Annotated in this window: 19 protein-coding genes and 1 pseudogene; 6 read left to right on the top strand and 14 right to left on the bottom strand. The window is 64.4% G+C overall.

Going from position 1 to position 16,701, the window contains the following annotated elements:
- Positions 1-92 precede the first annotated feature (92 nt).
- The 5 genes and pseudogenes from CH285_RS27500 to CH285_RS09985 form a co-directional block, all read right to left on the bottom strand.
- Positions 93-470, bottom strand: a complete 378-nt coding sequence (locus CH285_RS27500; protein ID WP_255032523.1) for a rhodanese-like domain-containing protein — start codon at positions 468-470, stop codon at positions 93-95.
- A gap of 129 nt (positions 471-599) precedes the next feature.
- Positions 600-1,319: pseudogene (locus CH285_RS09995) on the bottom strand (amidase family protein); the annotation flags it as partial.
- A 51-nt stretch (positions 1,320-1,370) separates the two neighbouring features.
- Positions 1,371-1,550 (bottom strand): hypothetical protein, encoded by a 180-nt coding sequence (locus tag CH285_RS28355; protein ID WP_052066558.1) that lies wholly within the window; start codon positions 1,548-1,550, stop codon positions 1,371-1,373.
- Between the two features lie 352 nt (positions 1,551-1,902).
- Positions 1,903-2,346 carry a cyanase gene (gene cynS, locus CH285_RS09990; RefSeq protein ID WP_052066555.1) on the bottom strand — a complete coding sequence of 148 codons (444 nt, stop codon included), beginning with the start codon at positions 2,344-2,346 and terminating at the stop codon, positions 1,903-1,905.
- Positions 2,343-2,714 carry a hypothetical protein gene (locus CH285_RS09985; RefSeq protein WP_032369219.1) on the bottom strand — a complete coding sequence of 124 codons (372 nt, stop codon included), beginning with the start codon at positions 2,712-2,714 and terminating at the stop codon, positions 2,343-2,345. The genes cynS and CH285_RS09985 overlap by 4 nt, the downstream gene beginning before the upstream one ends.
- Positions 2,715-2,917: 203 nt before the next feature.
- Here CH285_RS09985 and CH285_RS09980 point away from each other — a divergent pair, with 203 nt between their 5' ends.
- The gene (locus CH285_RS09980) at positions 2,918-3,664 is read left to right on the top strand and encodes a helix-turn-helix domain-containing protein (protein ID WP_052066553.1); all 747 of its coding nucleotides are present in this window, start codon (positions 2,918-2,920) and stop codon (positions 3,662-3,664) included.
- 223 nt (positions 3,665-3,887) lie between these two features.
- Here the strand turns inward: CH285_RS09980 and CH285_RS09975 are convergent, their stop codons facing one another.
- The 6 genes from CH285_RS09975 to CH285_RS09950 form a co-directional block, all read right to left on the bottom strand.
- Complete coding sequence (locus CH285_RS09975; protein ID WP_032369218.1) at positions 3,888-4,763, bottom strand: arginase family protein; 876 nt, start codon at positions 4,761-4,763, stop codon at positions 3,888-3,890.
- A 345-nt stretch (positions 4,764-5,108) separates the two neighbouring features.
- A complete protein-coding gene (locus CH285_RS09970; RefSeq protein WP_222081602.1) occupies positions 5,109-5,435 on the bottom strand; it encodes a carboxymuconolactone decarboxylase family protein in 327 nt (108 codons plus the stop codon).
- 70 nt (positions 5,436-5,505) lie between these two features.
- Positions 5,506-5,955: a MarR family winged helix-turn-helix transcriptional regulator gene (locus tag CH285_RS09965; RefSeq protein WP_032389154.1), complete on the bottom strand. Its 450-nt coding sequence runs from the start codon at positions 5,953-5,955 to the stop codon at positions 5,506-5,508.
- 58 nt (positions 5,956-6,013) lie between these two features.
- Complete coding sequence (locus CH285_RS09960; RefSeq protein ID WP_217900713.1) at positions 6,014-6,430, bottom strand: PPOX class F420-dependent oxidoreductase; 417 nt, start codon at positions 6,428-6,430, stop codon at positions 6,014-6,016.
- A 66-nt stretch (positions 6,431-6,496) separates the two neighbouring features.
- Positions 6,497-6,889 carry a nuclear transport factor 2 family protein gene (locus CH285_RS09955; RefSeq protein WP_032371928.1) on the bottom strand — a complete coding sequence of 131 codons (393 nt, stop codon included), beginning with the start codon at positions 6,887-6,889 and terminating at the stop codon, positions 6,497-6,499.
- Positions 6,890-6,941: 52 nt separating this feature from the next.
- A complete protein-coding gene (locus CH285_RS09950) occupies positions 6,942-7,328 on the bottom strand; it encodes a VOC family protein (protein WP_032371927.1) in 387 nt (128 codons plus the stop codon).
- Between the two features lie 169 nt (positions 7,329-7,497).
- On the opposite strand from CH285_RS09950, the gene CH285_RS09945 reads away from it, so the two are divergent.
- Positions 7,498-10,146: an excinuclease ABC subunit UvrA gene (locus CH285_RS09945; RefSeq protein ID WP_176458453.1), complete on the top strand. Its 2,649-nt coding sequence runs from the start codon at positions 7,498-7,500 to the stop codon at positions 10,144-10,146.
- On the opposite strand, the gene CH285_RS09940 is transcribed toward CH285_RS09945, so the two are convergent.
- Positions 10,127-10,327 (bottom strand): hypothetical protein, encoded by a 201-nt coding sequence (locus tag CH285_RS09940; RefSeq protein WP_141214490.1) that lies wholly within the window; start codon positions 10,325-10,327, stop codon positions 10,127-10,129. The genes CH285_RS09945 and CH285_RS09940 overlap by 20 nt on opposite strands.
- A gap of 891 nt (positions 10,328-11,218) precedes the next feature.
- On the opposite strand from CH285_RS09940, the gene CH285_RS09930 reads away from it, so the two are divergent.
- From CH285_RS09930 to CH285_RS09920, 3 genes are read left to right on the top strand one after another with little or no spacing between them, the layout of a single operon-like run.
- A complete protein-coding gene (locus tag CH285_RS09930; RefSeq protein ID WP_080729427.1) occupies positions 11,219-11,752 on the top strand; it encodes a DUF4440 domain-containing protein in 534 nt (177 codons plus the stop codon).
- 43 nt (positions 11,753-11,795) lie between these two features.
- Complete coding sequence (locus tag CH285_RS09925; RefSeq protein WP_032389153.1) at positions 11,796-12,461, top strand: response regulator transcription factor; 666 nt, start codon at positions 11,796-11,798, stop codon at positions 12,459-12,461.
- Positions 12,461-13,879, top strand: coding sequence for a HAMP domain-containing sensor histidine kinase (locus CH285_RS09920; protein ID WP_052066545.1), 1,419 nt, complete (start codon positions 12,461-12,463; stop codon positions 13,877-13,879). Before CH285_RS09925 ends, CH285_RS09920 begins: the two co-directional genes overlap by 1 nt.
- 122 nt (positions 13,880-14,001) lie before the next feature.
- Here CH285_RS09920 and CH285_RS09915 read toward each other — a convergent pair whose 3' ends face one another.
- A complete protein-coding gene (locus CH285_RS09915; protein ID WP_032371923.1) occupies positions 14,002-14,526 on the bottom strand; it encodes a YqhA family protein in 525 nt (174 codons plus the stop codon).
- Between the two features lie 678 nt (positions 14,527-15,204).
- Positions 15,205-15,396, bottom strand: coding sequence for a CGNR zinc finger domain-containing protein (locus tag CH285_RS28350; RefSeq protein WP_255032522.1), 192 nt, complete (start codon positions 15,394-15,396; stop codon positions 15,205-15,207).
- A gap of 362 nt (positions 15,397-15,758) precedes the next feature.
- On the opposite strand from CH285_RS28350, the gene CH285_RS09905 reads away from it, so the two are divergent.
- Positions 15,759-16,682: an AEC family transporter gene (locus CH285_RS09905; RefSeq protein ID WP_032371922.1), complete on the top strand. Its 924-nt coding sequence runs from the start codon at positions 15,759-15,761 to the stop codon at positions 16,680-16,682.
- Positions 16,683-16,701: the final 19 nt, after the last annotated feature.

Here is a 16,701-nt window from a genome sequence, read left to right as displayed (position 1 = left end):
AGTCTTCCGTATTCGCGAGGCGAAGAATGCAATCTTGTCGATGGATCGGACCGTGGCCGACGACTGGGACGATGACTTCTCCGGCACCAGTGTCAGCGTGGGTTCGGTCCGGTGACGAGCGGCAGCTCCGGATCGCCGGCCCGTGCCGCCATCGACCCGTCGTACACCGCGACGTCTCCGCGACCGGTCACGGCGAGGGCGTGGGCGACCCCGATGGCGGCGACCCCACCGCCACCGTAGGTGACGACGGTCTTCGAATCGTCCAGAAGACCCGCGTCCTCGAACAGGGCGCGCAATTCCTCGACGGGGCGGAGTTCACCGGTCTCTCGATTGCGGATCTGGGTGACGGGGAGTTTAGTGCTGCCGGGTGGGCTTCCACGCCGACCGTAGTTGTTGGTGTCACCGCGATAGGTGGCCGGGTCGAGGACATTGACCAGGACCGTAGACGGATCCTTCATCGCCGCCTGCATCTCGGCAGTGGAGCGCACCAGTGCCTGCCTTCTCATGCCGGTGAAACTACGTGGCACTGCGATCGTCTCGAGATCGCCGCCCTCGGGCGCGATGACGTCCCACAGGGCGCTGCCGTCGAGGTGCCAGGGAATGTAGATGTCCTCGCTGTGCAGACCGGCAGTGGTCAGCTGCTCGACTGCCTGCCGGACCACCACGTCGGACCCTGCGTCCGACTCAGGCCGGCCGAAGCCTTCCATCACGACGCCGACGTGCAGCCTCGCTGTCGATTTCTGCAGTGCAGCAACGTAATCCACCGTCTTGGTGGAGCTGGGTTGACGAGGGTCGTTGCCGTCGACACCGGCCATGACGGACAACATGAGCGCCACGTCCGACACGGTCCGCGCGATCGGGCCGAGGTGGTCGATGGACTGTTCGATCGGGAATGCTCCCGTGTAGGGAACCAGGCTGTGCGTCGGTTTGTGACCGACGACTCCACACCACGCTGCGTGCATCCGGACCGATCCGCCCTGGTCGCCTCCCACCGCCATGTCCACCTCACCCGTCGCGACGAGCGCGGCACTGCCGCTCGAGGATCCGCCGGCGGACCGGGAGCGATCCCACGGGTTTCTCACGGCGTGAGGCTTGCTGGTGTGCTACCCGCCGGAGAAGCAGAGGTCCTCGCACGTGGACTTGCCGGCGACGACTGCTCCAGCGTCGAGGAGTCGCGCGACCACGGTCGCATCCACGGCCGGCACGAACCCCTCCACGGTCCGCGAACCGTTCATCATCGGAACCCCGGCTACCGCCGTGTTGTCCTTGACAGCGACGCGTCGACCGGCGAGCGGTCCCTCCGTTGCTCCACCGATCTCCGTGGTGACATACCAGGCGTTGTTCTCGTTCTTACTCGGATCCGGCGATGCTCAGGACAGCTCGGGCGAGGTCGGCGCGATCGCCGAATAGAGGTCCTCGACCTTGTTCCAGGACTCCAGCAATCCGCCGGCAGCGGCGTCGTAGGTCTTGAGATCACTCGCACCGATGCCGAGGCGGTAGCTGTCCGATATGCAGGCGAGCGCCGCGGCGTCGGGTTTTCCGATCGACATACGTTCCTCCTGACACGGACACTTGGTGTTTTACGCATCACGAGTTAGTGATGTCACGGCAACATGTCAATGGATGGGCACTGATCGATTCGTTAAGCTTCGGTTGCGGCTATGTAACGCGCCTCGGGCTGTGCTGACCCGATCGCGGGCCGGACGGATGGTCATCAGGGCCGAACGGGCTGAGATGACGAATGAAGCGCTACCGGATCGGATTCCGTGAGTCGCCCGATACGGATCCACGCGCACGAGGGGCTGTGCACCGGTTCGCAGTGGCAGCCCCTCGCTCACGCGTCCACGTGAGATGGGGAGGGCTCGAGGAGGGGCAGTCGAATACGTCGACGACCGATCAGAATCATGTTGTCCAGCGATAGTCGAGGAACTTGCCGTCGAAGGTGACGATCACTCGGTCGCCGTCCTCGTGTGGTCGCCGTGTGACCTCCACGGTGAAGTTGATGGCGCTCATGATGCCATCGCCGAACTCTTCGTGGATCAGTTCTTTCAAGGCCGGCCCGTACACCTGCAATGCTTCGTGGAAGCGGTACACGGTGGGGTCCGAGGAGATGTCGAGTGCTCCCCGGTAAGGGGCGAGCGTGAGGTCCTCCAGGGCGCCGTCCGAGAGGTCCAGACGCTCGGTCAGTCGCGTCGCCTGGTGATCGGTCAGCGGGTGCTGCCCGTAGACGGCAGCCACGGTCCACGCGACGGGAGCCTCGATCGCCTCGGCGAGATCCTTCCAGGTCAGACCGAGCCGTTTTCTGGCCAGTCGAACGGCGGTGGTGGTGCGGGCGATGCCGGTCACGTGTGCGCCGGCTCGGCGTAGTAGTCGTTGCCACGATCGAACTCCACGAACGTGCACGGTTCATCGCCCACCGACCAGGCGTCGTGACCGGGCGGGAGAAGCATGACGTGACCCGCAGGGAAGTCGAGTCTGGTCCCGTCTCGCATCTCGACGGCGAGCGTTCCCGACATCACCAGCGCGACGTGCGGCAGTTCGCACAGGTCCGTTCCGGCGTAGTCCTTCAGGTCTGTCGACCACTTCGCTCCCGGCCCGAAGGTCACCTGAGTGACGGTGACACCATCGAGCTCGGCACTTCGTTTCGTGATCGCTCCGTGGACTTCGGCGGGCAGGGCGTTCAGGTCGGCGTTCTGCATGTGGGGGTTGTACATCGCTGCACCTTTCGTCGTGTGTCTCGACGACCATTCGATCAGTAGGACTGGCTCGTACAGAGGAAGGATGCGCACGATCTGTGCACGAAACGCGCACGACGGGGTAACTGGTCGACGGCGTCACGAAGGGGTGACGTCGCGGTCTTCTGCCGGAAACGAACCCGACTTACTCTTCGCCGTGAGCCGAGGTGAGGACGAGGATCGTGGGCACGCAACTGGAAGCGGCGCGGGAGATCATCGGCGCCGTGGCGCAACCGACCTGGATGGTCGAGATGTCGGGGACGATCGCGCTGATCAATGCTGCGGCGTTGTCCACTCTCGGCTATGCGAACGCAGATGATCTGGTCGGCAGAAACAGTCACGGAACGCTGCATGGTCGGCATGTCGACGGGCGTCCCTACGACGAGGCCGAGTGTCCGATGGTGTCGAAAGTGGTAGCTCCCGAGCCGGTGCAGGAGGGGCGCGAATGGATGACACGCAGTGACGAGTCGATGATCCCAGTCAGATGGTCCAGCCGGCATCTGATGATCGACTCCCTCCCGATGACGATGTTAACCATCACCGATCTCTCCGAAGGTCGGTCCGATGTCGGCACGGCGAGACGTTCCCGTCCGAGCACCGACACGGAGCATCGGAGAAGGCTGTTCCACGCCATCTCCTCGTACGTGTTCACCCGGGCACACGATCCCCAGACAACGCCTCAGTCGATCGCGCGAGCTCACGGTATGTCACTTCGCTACCTGCAGGCGATCTTCGCCGAGAACGGTGCGACACCCGCACATCACCTACGTCGGTGCCGCCTGGAACTGGCAGCGCAGGAACTCACCGAGCACCGATCTTCGAGCGAAGCCGCTGCACGGTCCGGATTCAGCGACCCGGCGACGTTTCGACGTGCGTTTCGACGGTCCTTCGGGATGAGCCCGAGCGAGTTCACTCGGTCCCGCAGCTAAGCGGTGAGCAGGCGGGTCGGCGATCGACCCGGTCCTGGTCCTGCAGCTCACGCTCGTCCGGATGTACCTGAAAGTCACCAGATCGACGGCCGTGATGTCTGCGATCGTGTTGCGTTCGATGCTGGCTTGCGGCGTCCGACAGGCACGATCTCGACCGATGCCGGACCGCCACGAGGCGATCTGATCGTCCTCTCTCGCCTGGCGATCCACGTCTTCGCCGGGTCTATCGCATGATCGGGAGCTTGCTGAATGCAGTGCGAAGGTTCTCCGCGTCCCAGGGCAAGTGTTCGGTGATGCTCAGAGCGGTAATGTCGATTTCCTCGCCGAGATGCTGCAGAAGTGAGACGACCTGGTGAAGATGGAGGCGGCCCCTCTGGATGTCGGTGTACGCCGGGTCCAGCGCTCCGGTCGGGTCGGTGAACAGCTGCGATCGAAACGAGACGGGATCGAGGGAGTCGAGGTCGAAGTGCACCAGCAGACGCGACGCACCGGTCTCCCTCGCCCATGACAGAACCTCATCGTGGCTCGACGAGAGCAGATCGGGATCGAACAGGGGTACACCCCATTCTGCGAGTTCTGTCCGAGCGTCCGGCCGGAGTCGGTCTGCCTTGATCCCGACGTAAGCCAGTCGATTCGTCGGGACCGGTGTCGTCGCGAACGCTGCGAACTCTGGATCGCCGAGGCCGAGTAGATTGCGTGCCGGGTATCCGTGGGCGCGGCTGTAGGTCGCGGAGGTGCTCATATCGGTGTGCGAGTCGATCCACAGAACGGCAACGTCACCGGCGAACTTCTCCGACAGAAAAGAAAATGGTGCGAGAGAGACAGAGCAGTCGCCACCGAAGGTGACGATGCGGTCCGGGTCCGCCGAGCGGATGATCGCCGCCGCGGCAGCGTTCTGACGCAGAACAGCGCTCTTGGCGACGACACCATCTTCGAGAAGGAGGGGATCGCCATCCGGGCTCTCCACTGGTACCTCGATGCTGATGGCGTCGCTGGGAGGTGCGAGCCACGCGGAGAGCTGAGCGCCGAGTTGATAGACGGGATTGTCCCCGCCCTGCCACTGCGGGAATATCAGTCGAAGCGTCGTGGAGGCGGTCACTCTGCATTCCTTGCTCGTCGGTGTCGGACACGAAATCGCGCCCCGATGTCGGCACCGGATGATGGTCCCGCGCTGATTCTCCTCGGTCGACACGAGACCGCATAACTGGAGATCGGACTGCCGCGTCACTGACCTTGCCAAAGCTGGCCACCCGGTGGAGTCGCACATCGTCAGCGCCAGAATACGAGCGACGGCGAACACCACGCCTGTCTGACTAGCTGTGGTGTTCGCTGTGGCGCTCGGAATCGGTGGGAGTGGCTACCTCGGTGATCCACTGGTCGGTGGATCTACACTGCCTGTTCCCCTCGCAAAGTTCGTGTGGGTCGACGACCGAACGGCCCGAGATCATTCGTCGGCGATGCTCTTCATGGCTTTCCAGCCGTGCGTGACACCGCCGCCGGCGCGTAGGGCCGCAGCCACCATGACCGCTTCGGCGACGTCGGCTTTGGAGGCACCTGCTTTCACTGCTCGCTGCGCGTGGTCTTCGATGCAGAACGGGCATTGCGTGGTCACCGCGACCCCGACAGCAATCAGCTCGCGGGTGGCGAGATCGAGATTGCCGGTGTCCTTCTTGAACACGGCCTTGTCGAAGCCGAAGAACGCCGAGACCATCTCGGGGGCTGCTTCCTTGAGGTCCGCCATGAAGTGAGCTTCGTCGTGATGAGAATGCAAGGGTCGATCCTTCCCGTTGATCCGCTGGTGGTGCGCCGTGCGCGGAATCGCGCACGTGTGACCGGGCGAGCTACTGCCCGCGGTCGATAGCTCGTCCTGCCGCCCGCAGCATCTCGAGAGCGGAGCTCACTGCGCGAATGGTGTCGTCGTCGAGAACCGCGCCTATGCGCCGATCGAGTTCGCGGTCGAAGACAACAGTTCCTGCCGCGAGGATCTCGCGGCCGGCCGGTGTCAGGGCGACGAGGGAGGAGCGCCGGTCGTCCGGATTGGCACGGCGGGCACAGTAGCCCGCCGCTTCGATACGGTCGACGACCTTGCTGGTTCCCCCGACGGTGATGGCGAACTCGGCGGCGATGCCTTGGACCCGAGCTCCGTCGTCGTGGACGGAGAGAAATCGCAGGATCTCGAACCAGGTCAGGTGCAGGTCGCACTCGGCCCGCAGTGCGCCGTCGATCGCGTTCCACAGGTCGATCTCGTAGCGGACGATGTTGTCGAAGAGGGCTGTGTTGTCGTTCGTCATGGCCGTTCCGTGTGATGTGGGTGGATGTGCGGAGTCGGAGCGACGCCCGGCGGTCGGGTCAGTCGGCGACGCCGTCCAACGCTCTGACCTTGTCGATTCGCCCGTGCACGGTGACGATGCCGGGTCCGCCGTTCCGCACGGCGTACTCGTCGGCGCGATCGTCGCCCATGTACCGGGCACCGAGCCTGCCCGCCCAGCGTCGAGCTTCAGCTGGGTCGTGGTCGATGCGTGCGGTGCCCTCGAACATGACGAACGAGTACGGCGGTCGGTCGTCGTCGACGACGAGCGCGAACCGGGGGTCGCGGGTTAGATTGCGGCCCTTCACGGAGGTCATCTCGGTCTGAAACACCAGCTCGTCTCCGTCGAGGAGGAACCACAGTGGTGCCACATGTGGGCTGCCGTCTATTCGGACGGTGGCCAGTTTCCCGGTGCGCGTTCCAGCCGAGACGAACGCGCGCCACTGGTCCTCGGTCATGATGGGCATGGTGCGGTGATCCTGTCGTCGCGCGGAGGATGGTTGTGTTCTGCCCGGCTGGGGTGCTCAGCGCCCCCAGAATGCGTCCTCGGCGGCGGCGTCGGCGGAGAACAACCACATCTCGACGATCTTTCCGTCGGTCACGCGCAGCAAATCGACCCCGTCCATGGCCATGCTCTGCTCATCGCGGCGGCCGGAGAAGTGGATCGACGCGGCGACCAGATCACCGTTGTCCATGTACGAGTGGACTGTGTCGATTGCGAAGGTGCCGACGCTGGTTTCCATCATCGATCCAAGGAGCGCAAAGACGGCGTCACGGCCGGTGTGGTCGCCGGAGAAGCGGTGCGAGCCCGGCTGGTGCCAGACGATGTCCTCGGCCAGCAACTCGCCGAGTGTGTTCATGTCGCCGGTCTGGACGGCGGTGAAGTAGGTGCGGGCGAGATCGGTGGTGGCGCTCATGAGTGGGTGTCCTTCATTTGGGGGGTCGGAGGGTGAAGTGGTGCGCGTGCGGTCAGTTCGTCGGTGCGGGTGCGGAGAAGATTCCGAAGTGGTTGCCGGTGCTGTCGCGCAGTCGGGCGAACGTGACGCCGGAGGCGTCCGTCAGCGGCTCCATCAGGACCTCCGCACCGAGTGCGGTCGCGCGGGCGATGGTGTCGGAGACGTCGGCGACGAGCACGTAGAAGATCGCGTAGTCGGCGAAGGTGCCGTCGGATTCGAAGATGCCGCCGCCGGGTCGAGGAGCGCCCGGGGTGATCGCGGCTTGGTAGTTCACGCCGGGGAGATCGTGGTTGGGGGTGAAGTTCCAGTCGAAGAGCTGGCTGTAGAAGCTCTGGATCTCCTCGGGCTTGTCGGAGCCGAATTCGAACCAGGCCACGGAGTTCAGGGCGGGAGCAGTCATGATGGGCGACCTTCGCGTCGTCGGGGTGGATGGCCCCGCGGTGGGGCCGTGCAACCATCGTGACATATAGCTTCCATGGAAGCAACTTCCATGTATGTGTAATCTGGTTTCGAGTCGGTTGCCCCAGCCGGTCCGCCACCGCACTGCATCACCCGATCGAGGAGAACCGATGACGCACGACGAGATCCCCACGACCACCGTGCGCCCGAGCGACGGAGTGCTCGCTCGGCGGGATCCCGCCGCGGCGCACGAGCAGCCCGCGGCGATCGAGGTGCGCGGCGCGAAGGTACACAATCTCGCCGACGTCGATGTATCGATACCCCTGCACACGCTGGTGGCAGTGGCGGGGGTGTCGGGGTCGGGAAAGTCGTCGTTGGCGATGGGGGTTCTGTACGCGGAGGGCTCACGCCGCTACATCGAGGCGCTCTCGACCTACACGCGCCGCCGCATGTCGCAGTCCGCTCGCGCCGCCGTCGACAGCGTCGAGCACGTGCCGGCCGCACTGGCCCTGCGCCAGCGACCCGGAGTGCCCGGCGTGCGCAGCACCTTCGGCACGTCGACCGAGTTACTCAACGTCCTGCGATTGATGTTCTCGCGGTTGGGTTCTCATTGTTGTCCGAACGGTCACCGACTCGATCCCACGGTCGAGGTCGCGCTCGACCACGACCTGACGTGCCCGGTCTGCGGAGCCACGTTTTACCCTCCGGGCGCCGAGTCGCTCGCCTTCAACTCCGACGGCGCCTGCCCTCGGTGTTCGGGTAACGGCGTGGTGCGCGAGGTGGACGAGCGCATGCTGGTGCCCGATCCGAGCCTGAGCATCGACGCCGGTGCGGTGGCTCCCTGGTCGATGTTCGGTCTCACGGTGATGCCTCGCGTCGTCGCCGAGATGGGCGTACGCACCGATGTGCCCTACGAGGAACTGCGCGCCGAGGAGCGCGACATCGTCATGCACGGCCCGGAGGAGAAGCGGCACATCACCGTCCCCACCAAGAACGGCAAGCTGTTCGAGATGGACTTCACCTACCGCAACGCCGTACGCGCGGTGGAGGAAGCGATGAACAAGGCGACGAGCGAGAAGGGGCTGAGCCGTGTCGACCGTTACATCAGCACCCACCCCTGCCCCAGTTGCCACGGCGTCCGTCTCAGCGACTCGGCCCTCCGATCGCACATCGGCGGCATCGATCTCGGCCAGGCCACCGCCAAGACGCTCGACGACCTCACCGGCTGGGTCACCACCATCGAGACGTCCCTGCCCGCGGACATGACGCAGATGGCGCGCAACCTCGTCGACACTCTGCTCGAGATGGCCCGGCGCCTCGTCGGACTCGGCCTGGGCTATCTGACACTCGACCGCGGCAGTGCCACCCTCTCCACAGGCGAACGTCAACGCGTCCAACTTGCGCGCGCGGTGCGAAACAGAACCACCGGAGTGCTCTACGTGTTGGACGAACCGTCCATCGGACTCCACCCGTCCAACGTCGACGCCCTTCTCGACATCATGCGAGACCTCCTACTGGACGGGAACTCCGTGGTGTGTGTCGACCACGACGTCCAGGTCCTACGCGACGCCGACTGGATCGTCGAGATGGGTCCCGGCGCGGGCAGAGACGGCGGACACGTGGTGGCGACCGGCACCCCCGCCGACCTGGGAGACGATCCGGCCTCCCGGCTCGGCGGCTTCCTCGTCGGTCGAGAAGGCATCGTCGTGCGCGATCGCGCCCCGTCCGATCAGATGTTCGCCCGCGGACAGATTCACCTGACCACCCATCCCCTGCACACCGTTCGCGCGCTTACAGTGGACATTCCGTCGGGACGCATCACCGCGGTGACCGGCGTCTCCGGGTCCGGCAAGACCACGATGGTTCTCGACAGCCTGGTGCCCGCACTGATCGCTCGCGGCGCCGGCGGTCGCCCACCCGCACACGTCTCAGCGTTCGACGCACCGGGCATCACGCGCGTCAACGTGGTCGACGCGACCCCCATCGGAGTCAACGTGCGCTCCACCGTCGCCACGTACAGCGGGGTCCTCGACGACCTACGCCGCGCCTTCGCGTCCACGCCGGTGGCCGCGGAGTTCGGTCTCACGGCCGCCGACTTCTCGTACAACACAGGGTCCCTGCGCTGCCCGCGGTGCGAAGGAACAGGCCAGATCTCACTCGACGTGCAGTTCCTGCCGGACGTCGATATCGACTGCCCCGACTGCTCCGGCACGCGCTACTCCCCGGCCGCCCACGAGATCCGCCGACCTGTCCAGAAGGCCTCCGGTCCACCGGACATCTCACTTCCGGATCTGCTCTCCTGCACGGTGACCGAGGCGCTCGAGCTCACCACCGATCTTCGGCGCGTCCACACCCGCCTGCAGACCCTCGTCGACCTCGGGTTGGGTTACCTCACCCTCGGCGAGGCCACACCCGCCCTCTCCGGCGGCGAGGCACAGCGCCTCAAATTGGCGACCGAACTACGTCGCGACCAAGCCGACACCCTCTTCGTCTTCGACGAACCCAGCGTCGGGCTGCACCCACTCGACGTCCGCACACTGCTGACCGTCATCGACCGCCTCAACGACAACGGCGCCACCGTCGTCGTCATCGAACATGACCTCGACATGATCGCCAACGCCGACCACATCATCGACATGGGCCCCGGCGGCGGTGACGCCGGCGGACGCATCGTCGCCACCGGCACACCCGACAACATCGCCGCCGACCCCGCCAGCATCACCGGCCGCTACCTCCACGAGCACCTACGAGTCGGAGTCGCGAACACCGACCCCCATGGTGCGGACCCGGCCGACCCCGTCAGGTGCCGGCGGCGGTGAGGTGGTCTCGGCAGTCGATGTACTCGAGATAGGCATTGCCGGTGATGGGTTCACCACGAAACGTGCCGCGGTAGCGGTGGTTGCCGACGTAGCCTGCTCCGAGGCCGTAGGTGAGGTCGGTGACGGTGGCGGTGTCGATGGAGATGATTCGCTCGCCGGTGGCAGGATCGGTCAGACTCACGTCATCGTCGCAGGCAGACGCATGATTCGTCACGTGGGGGCGCGCCGCGGCTCGGGTTCGTGTGCGGTGACCTTGAAGTCGACGCTGACTGTGTGGGCCGAGCCGTGTCCGTCGACGGACCGGATGTAACAGCTTCCTCGACGACGTCGGCCGGTCCGAGCACCTTCACCAACAGAACCTGGGTCGTGTCGTCGATGTTGAGGACTGGACGAAGAACTGCCGGGAGGTCATCGCCGCCGTGGCCGAGGCGGTGTACACGGTGTCGCACGGTGTGGTCGCGATGGCCTGGTCGTTGGCGAACATCGTCACGCCCGGCGTGCCGACGATCGACATCACACCGAACGAGCGATTCGGATCAGGGAGGTCGGGAACCATCACCCCGCAGTGCACCCAACTCCGCCCGCGACCCGAGGGAGGGGACGCACCGGCGTCTCGGCGTCGAACGGGCGGGCGTTCAGCGAGCGGGTCCGGTTCACCAGCGGCACAACTCCGTCCACCGCAGCCCGCACATGATCCATCGACATGATCGCCACAGCGATAGCCTTTCCTCGACCGCGCTCCGCTTAGCCCGAGGCGGGCGCTCATCTTCGCACCACACCTGATACCTCGAATAATACTAACCCTGCCGGCCATCCGGTCATTGGTCGTCGCGCTTCATCCACCTCGCACGCACCGTGCCGGGTGAGGGCAGGGACGGTCGCGACCACCCGGCACGGTACGTGCGAGGTGGGGACGGTCACACAGAATCGGATCGAGTGCACAGCCCACACCGTTACGAGCGGAAAGTTGTCCGTCCGTTGACAATTCCCTGGCACTGCACTGGCAATCGAATCGCGATGCTTGATCTGTCACCGAAAGTGGTTCGGTGACAATAGATCGAGAGGTAAGACCATGCGCACCAAGACCGTCGTCCGCGCCACCTCCGTCGCTGCCGTCGCCGCAGCCGCTGTCGCACTGTCGGCATGCAGCACCGGACAGGCATCCACGCCCGTTGCAGCCGACACCGACACCGCCGCAGGTGCCAACGCCTCCGTCGACGCGGGCGGCGAACTCACCCTCGACCGCATCGAGAAGCAATTCGACACCTGGCTCGACACCGTCGCGCAGGGCGACCCGCAGGCGATCAACGCTCTTTACCGAGAGGACGCAGTGCTTCTTCCGACGTTGTGGGCCGGTGTGTTCGACAGCCCGGACGAACGTCTGGCCTACTTCACCGACTTCGTCAGCAAGAATCCGACGGGAGCGATAGACGAGTCGGTTCCACAATTGCTCAGTCCGACGTCGGGGTCGCTGTCCGGTCTGTACACGTTCACCATGGGTGAGTCCGGGGACAAGGTGCCGGCGCGCTTCACCTTCGTCTTCGAGCTCGAGGACGACGGGGACGTCGTGATCGTCGACCACCACTCCTCGAAGTTGCCCGACTGATCCACCGAACACGGCGCACACCGCCGGGATGGGACCATGACCCGTGCGAGTACTCCTGGTCGAAGACGACCCGTCGATCTCCGACCCACTGACCGCGGGTCTGCGGCGGTACGGCTACGAGGTGCAGTTGGTGACGACGGGGGCTGACGCACTCGCGGCTCCGCTGCCCGACGTGGTCCTGCTCGATCTCGGCTTGCCCGACATGGATGGGCTAGACGTCTGCCGTGAAATCCGCAGGAGCTCGTCGGTGCCCATCGTCGTCATCACAGCCCGAGACGACGAGATCGACACCGTGGCTGGTCTGGAGGTGGGTGCGGACGACTACGTCAGCAAGCCGTTCGGGGTGCGTGAAATCATCGCCCGGATCCGAGCAGTGATGCGGCGGGCGGGTTCGAGTACGGGGGCGGAGGCATCGACTCCGCCTCCGCAGCAGCTCGGCCCGATCACGCTCGACCGGGTTGCTCGACGGGTGAGTGCACACGGCGTCGAGGTCGCACTCGCGCCGAAAGAGTTCGACCTCCTCGCTCACCTTGCCGAGTCACCCGGCGCGGTGTTCACCCGTGAGCAATTGATGGAGGCGGTGTGGGACGAACACTGGTTCGGCCCCACAAGAACGCTGGACGTGCACGTTGCCGCCTTGCGACAAAAGTTCGGTAACGCGCTCGTCCTGACGACGGTGCGCGGCGTCGGTTTCCGGTTGGAGGTCTGATGGTCCGCCGTCTCGTCGCGTCGTACCTCGCGTTGGTGGCACTCGCGTTGGCGCTGTTCACCGTTCCCGAGGGCATCGGACTGGTGAGCGCCTTGCGAAACAACCAGGCGGAGGTGGGACTGCGTGAGGCGCGCACCGTCGCGATCCTTCTCGCGACCGCCGATGCCGCCGATCCCGACTCTGCGGCGGGAGCGGAACTGGCGCTGCTCACTCTGCGCAGTAACCTGGAGGAGCAGACGGGCGGCCGAGTGGAGTTGCTCTCCGCGGACGGGCAACCTGCACTGGGCCGTCCGGTATCCGACCCCCTCGGAACCGATATCAGCGCGGCGCTGCAGGGGCGGGAAGCCGTCACGCGCGCCGAGCAATCTGTGCTCGGCGAGCCGGGACTGCAGGTCACCGTGCCCTCGAAGGCTCCGGATGGTACGACGGTCGGAGCGGTGCGTTTGACCTATCCGTCTGCTCCCGTCACCGCTCAGATCCGCGAGTTGTTCGGACTGCAGCTGGTCGTGGCGCTGGCGACGCTGGGCATCGCCGCGGCCGCAGCGTGGTGGCTGGCCCGATCAATGACGCGACCGTTGCGGCTCCTCGACTCCATGGCCCGGTCCTTGTCACAGGGCGACTTCACCGCCCGCACGAATCCGCTCGAAGCCGGGCCGGCCGAGACACGTCGGGTCGCCGAGTCGATGAACGACGCCGCGGAACAAATCAGCGAGCTCATCGCCGTCAAGAGGCGGTTCGTCGCCGACGCCTCCCACCAACTCCGCACGCCCCTGACCGCGCTGCGCCTGAGTCTCGACAATCTCCACGACGAGATGAGCGACCCCCACGCACGTGCGGCCGTCGACCGGTCGATCGCGGACACGGTACGTATGACCCGTCTGGTGCACGACCTGTTGACCCTCGCCCGCGCGCAAAAGCCCATCGACAACTCGATACAGGTCGATACCGCAGCAGTCGTGGACACTCGATTCGCCACTTGGTCCGCCGCAGCGCGGTCTCAGAACGTCACCTTGACCTCTCGCATTGCACCGGGCGCGCAGCTGATCGCAGCCGACGGTCACCTCGAACAGATTCTCGACAACGTTCTCGCCAACGCCGTCGACGTCGCCCCGCCGGGTACCGACATCGTCGTCGACGCGGCCGTGATCGGCGAGACGGTTCGCCTGACGATCGCTGATTCAGGGCCAGGACTTACTGCAGAGGACCGGCGCCGTGCGCTCGACCGCTTCTGGACCCGACGCCCCGGCGGATCCGGACTGGGGCTGTCGATCGTCGATCAGCTCGCCCGCGAGAACCGGGGATATATTGTGCTCGAACCAAACCCGAGCGGAGGACTGATCGTGGTGATCACTCTGCCGGCAGCGGCCCCGCTCCGAAATCGCTCACGACTGTTCGGATCGAGCGGGAACACATCATGATTCAGGCCAGCGGTCGGCAGTGCCGATAACGAGGATTCCGTGCCGATGGACAGTCCTAACTCGTGCGATTCGCTCAGGCTGCTCGCCTCTTCACCTGCGCATGGACATACGCATTGCACGCGTCAGGGCGTGCGAGGCCAAGTCGAGAAGACGATCAGCAAACCTCCGACCAGCGCGGTGGAGATGCTCTGAGCAATGAGCTCGTCCGGCTGTGGCCTGGTGATGGAAACTTCGAGAAATCGCACGACAAGCACGAGAAACAACGTCCCCGCAGTTTGCCTCTTCAACTGCCCGAAGGACGTCGTCGTCAACGACTGTGGCAGATCGAGATCGTGAACGAACAATTCCCACAGTCCGAACCCCACGATCAACAACACGGTTGCGATGAGAATCGAGTCGATGCTCTCGAACAACTTGACCAACGCTGGATCGGACGACAACCCTTCGACGAACAACAACCGCACGAAGTCGACACCTTTGGCAAAGGCCCACACGTACGTCACGGCGGAAAGCAGCAGCGCAGTGGTGGCACCGATGATGCTGATGAATCTGAGCCGCGCAACGTCGAACCTAGGTGACTGCAACGGTTTCGGTGACTCTGGTTTCGGAGCCTGCGGTTGGTATCCGCCGCTGGTCGGTGCCGACATGACCGATCCTCTCGAACGTAACTGACATGCCTTCCGGTCGGTCGATACTCGAATGTCAACGACCGAACAGCTAGCAGTGATGAACTCGGCGAACAGGGGCACGACCGTACCAGGCTGCCTCGGTGCAACCACGACGGCCGGAACGACGATCGGATGCGGGGCGGGCCGTCCGCGCTACCGATCCGGACAACTATTAACGCGGTCGCACAATCTGTGCGGGAATGGTCACGTCATCGACCAGCGGAACCGGATCGGCCGTGAAGTGTGACCTCGTGTGGTGAGTAGCGGTTCGGTGACAACAGATCAAAAGGGAAGCCCCACCACTGCGTCCTTCCCACACCACCTTCATTCGAGCAGTGTGAGTTCACACCGATAACCGTGCTCGAGCCGATCGATCGAATTGAGCAGTCGGCATGCCTTCTCCGGACTCTTGAGCACGGACATCAGTCCCCTTCAACGTTCGTCGCCAAGTGCCGACATCACTACAAGCTCATGGCCGGCCCGCGTGATCACTAGTTCCGTACGCTCGTCCACGACAGGCAATCGAGTTGCCGGGCACGGAGGCCGTGGCATAGCGATCCACTGTTCGAGTTGAGTCAGCAAGGGCAGCGGCGTCTCGTGTCTGTTGACCCGTACCTTTCAGTGGAACCCGAAGGGAACAACCGCGAGAACGTCGGTTCAGATGCGCGGTCGCCGTCTATGTCTTGCAACTGCGTCTCCGTTTGCGCATCGGGTGCGGCAATAGGCCCGTCGACCGTTTCGGCTTGTGTCCACGAAAACTCGATTGCACCGGTGCGCCGAACATTCCCCCAGGCGTAGTCCACCCGCTTCTACGGTGAACAGTGCAAGTCCTCCCGCCGTCACCGCCATCACCCGTCCTACGATGTCGTTCTCGTCCGGCGCGAAATGCAGATGCGGCCTCAATCCGTCGTGGGTGGTCAAGTACACGCCGTTCACTCCGTCAACGAGCAATGAATTGACTGCACCGCAACGGATCTCAGCATTCTCGGCAACAAACACTGCTCGCAATCGAATCGTCCAACGCCGCAGCGCCCCAGTGGTTCCGTCGTCCACAGCAGACCAGCGGATCGCGTGCTTGTTCATGACCTCTTCGACGCGGGAGGCCTTCCAGTCGCCATCGGCAAGAAGATTCACGAGCTCGGACGCAAGTTGAACACCGGTCATGTTGTCATGGTTGAACTGCACAACGGCATTGCACCACAGTTCCAGGAGTGCATCTAGTTCTCACCGCAGTTGTCCCGATTATTGCCATCCTCGCGCTCGGCGCGGTGCTCAGACATCGTGTACTGACCGATGACGGGCTGTGGCGTGGACTCGAGTGGCTCAGCTATCGCGTATTCACACCCTCTCTCTTCGTGGTGTCCATAGCAACAACGTCGCTCGAAGAAATCTCTACAGGGCCGCTGGTTTTCAGCATTGCGATCCCTGTGGTCGTGGTATCAATCGCTCTCGTCGCGAGCCGGCGACTCCTGCGCGCGAACGGACCACAGCTGACGTCGCTAGTACAAGGCAGCATCCGCATCAACACTTACATCGGCCTTATTTTCGCATCGGCGTTGAACGGTACCGAGGGCGTCGCCACCTTCGCCCTCGCGGCCGCCGTGATGGTTCCGCTGGTCAATGTCATTTCTGTCACCGTCCTGTCGGTGCACGGACGCAGGGCCGGCGACCGACCCCGCTCACGCCTGTGGCGACACATCGCCGGAAACCCGCTGATCCAGGCATGTGCGCTCGGTTTGATGCTCAACATCAGCGGCGTGGGTCTACCGGAATCGATCGCGGGACCGCTGACGATGCTTGCTCAACCCGCTTTGGTCGCCGGAACCCTGGTAGCCGGTGCTGCCGTGACACTGCGATTGTCGATACGAGACAGCGTCGACATAGCTCTCTCGTCCACCATCAAATTGATCGTGCTTCCGCTCGCGGCCGGTGCACTGGCCACTGCGGTCGGTGTGTCGCCGATTGGACTGGTCGCCGTCGTGCTCATCTGCGCTGTTCCTACGGCACCGTCGGCCTATGTCCTGGCCGCACTCATGGGTGGAGACACTCGATTGATGGCGTCCATCGCAAGTATTCAAACGGTGCTGTCGATGGCGACGCTGCCCTTGATCCTGAATGCCACCTCAGCTTTGTGACAATGACGGCCTTGCATCT

This window comes from Rhodococcus sp. 05-2256-B1 (assembly GCF_002258465.1).
Lineage (GTDB): Bacteria > Actinomycetota > Actinomycetes > Mycobacteriales > Mycobacteriaceae > Rhodococcoides > Rhodococcoides fascians.
The sequence above is the reverse complement of the archived record's forward strand: the minus strand, read 5'-3'. Positions and strand labels throughout refer to the sequence as shown.

Excerpts from the sequence above, each read along its gene's own strand:
- CH285_RS27500 (WP_255032523.1), bottom strand. The coding sequence starts at position 470 with ATGCAGGCGGCGATGAAGGATCCGTCTACGGTCCTGGTCAATGTCCTC.
- CH285_RS28355 (WP_052066558.1), bottom strand. The coding sequence starts at position 1,550 with ATGTCGATCGGAAAACCCGACGCCGCGGCGCTCGCCTGCATATCGGAC.
- CH285_RS09985 (WP_032369219.1), bottom strand. The coding sequence starts at position 2,714 with ATGTACAACCCCCACATGCAGAACGCCGACCTGAACGCCCTGCCCGCC.
- CH285_RS09965 (WP_032389154.1), bottom strand. The coding sequence starts at position 5,955 with ATGACGAACGACAACACAGCCCTCTTCGACAACATCGTCCGCTACGAG.
- CH285_RS09960 (WP_217900713.1), bottom strand. The coding sequence starts at position 6,430 with ATGACCGAGGACCAGTGGCGCGCGTTCGTCTCGGCTGGAACGCGCACC.
- CH285_RS09955 (WP_032371928.1), bottom strand. The coding sequence starts at position 6,889 with ATGAGCGCCACCACCGATCTCGCCCGCACCTACTTCACCGCCGTCCAG.
- CH285_RS09950 (WP_032371927.1), bottom strand. The coding sequence starts at position 7,328 with ATGACTGCTCCCGCCCTGAACTCCGTGGCCTGGTTCGAATTCGGCTCC.
- CH285_RS09945 (WP_176458453.1), top strand. The coding sequence starts at position 7,498 with ATGACGCACGACGAGATCCCCACGACCACCGTGCGCCCGAGCGACGGA.
- CH285_RS09930 (WP_080729427.1), top strand. The coding sequence starts at position 11,219 with ATGCGCACCAAGACCGTCGTCCGCGCCACCTCCGTCGCTGCCGTCGCC.
- CH285_RS09920 (WP_052066545.1), top strand. The coding sequence starts at position 12,461 with ATGGTCCGCCGTCTCGTCGCGTCGTACCTCGCGTTGGTGGCACTCGCG.
- CH285_RS09915 (WP_032371923.1), bottom strand. The coding sequence starts at position 14,526 with ATGTCGGCACCGACCAGCGGCGGATACCAACCGCAGGCTCCGAAACCA.
- CH285_RS28350 (WP_255032522.1), bottom strand. The coding sequence starts at position 15,396 with ATGGCGGTGACGGCGGGAGGACTTGCACTGTTCACCGTAGAAGCGGGT.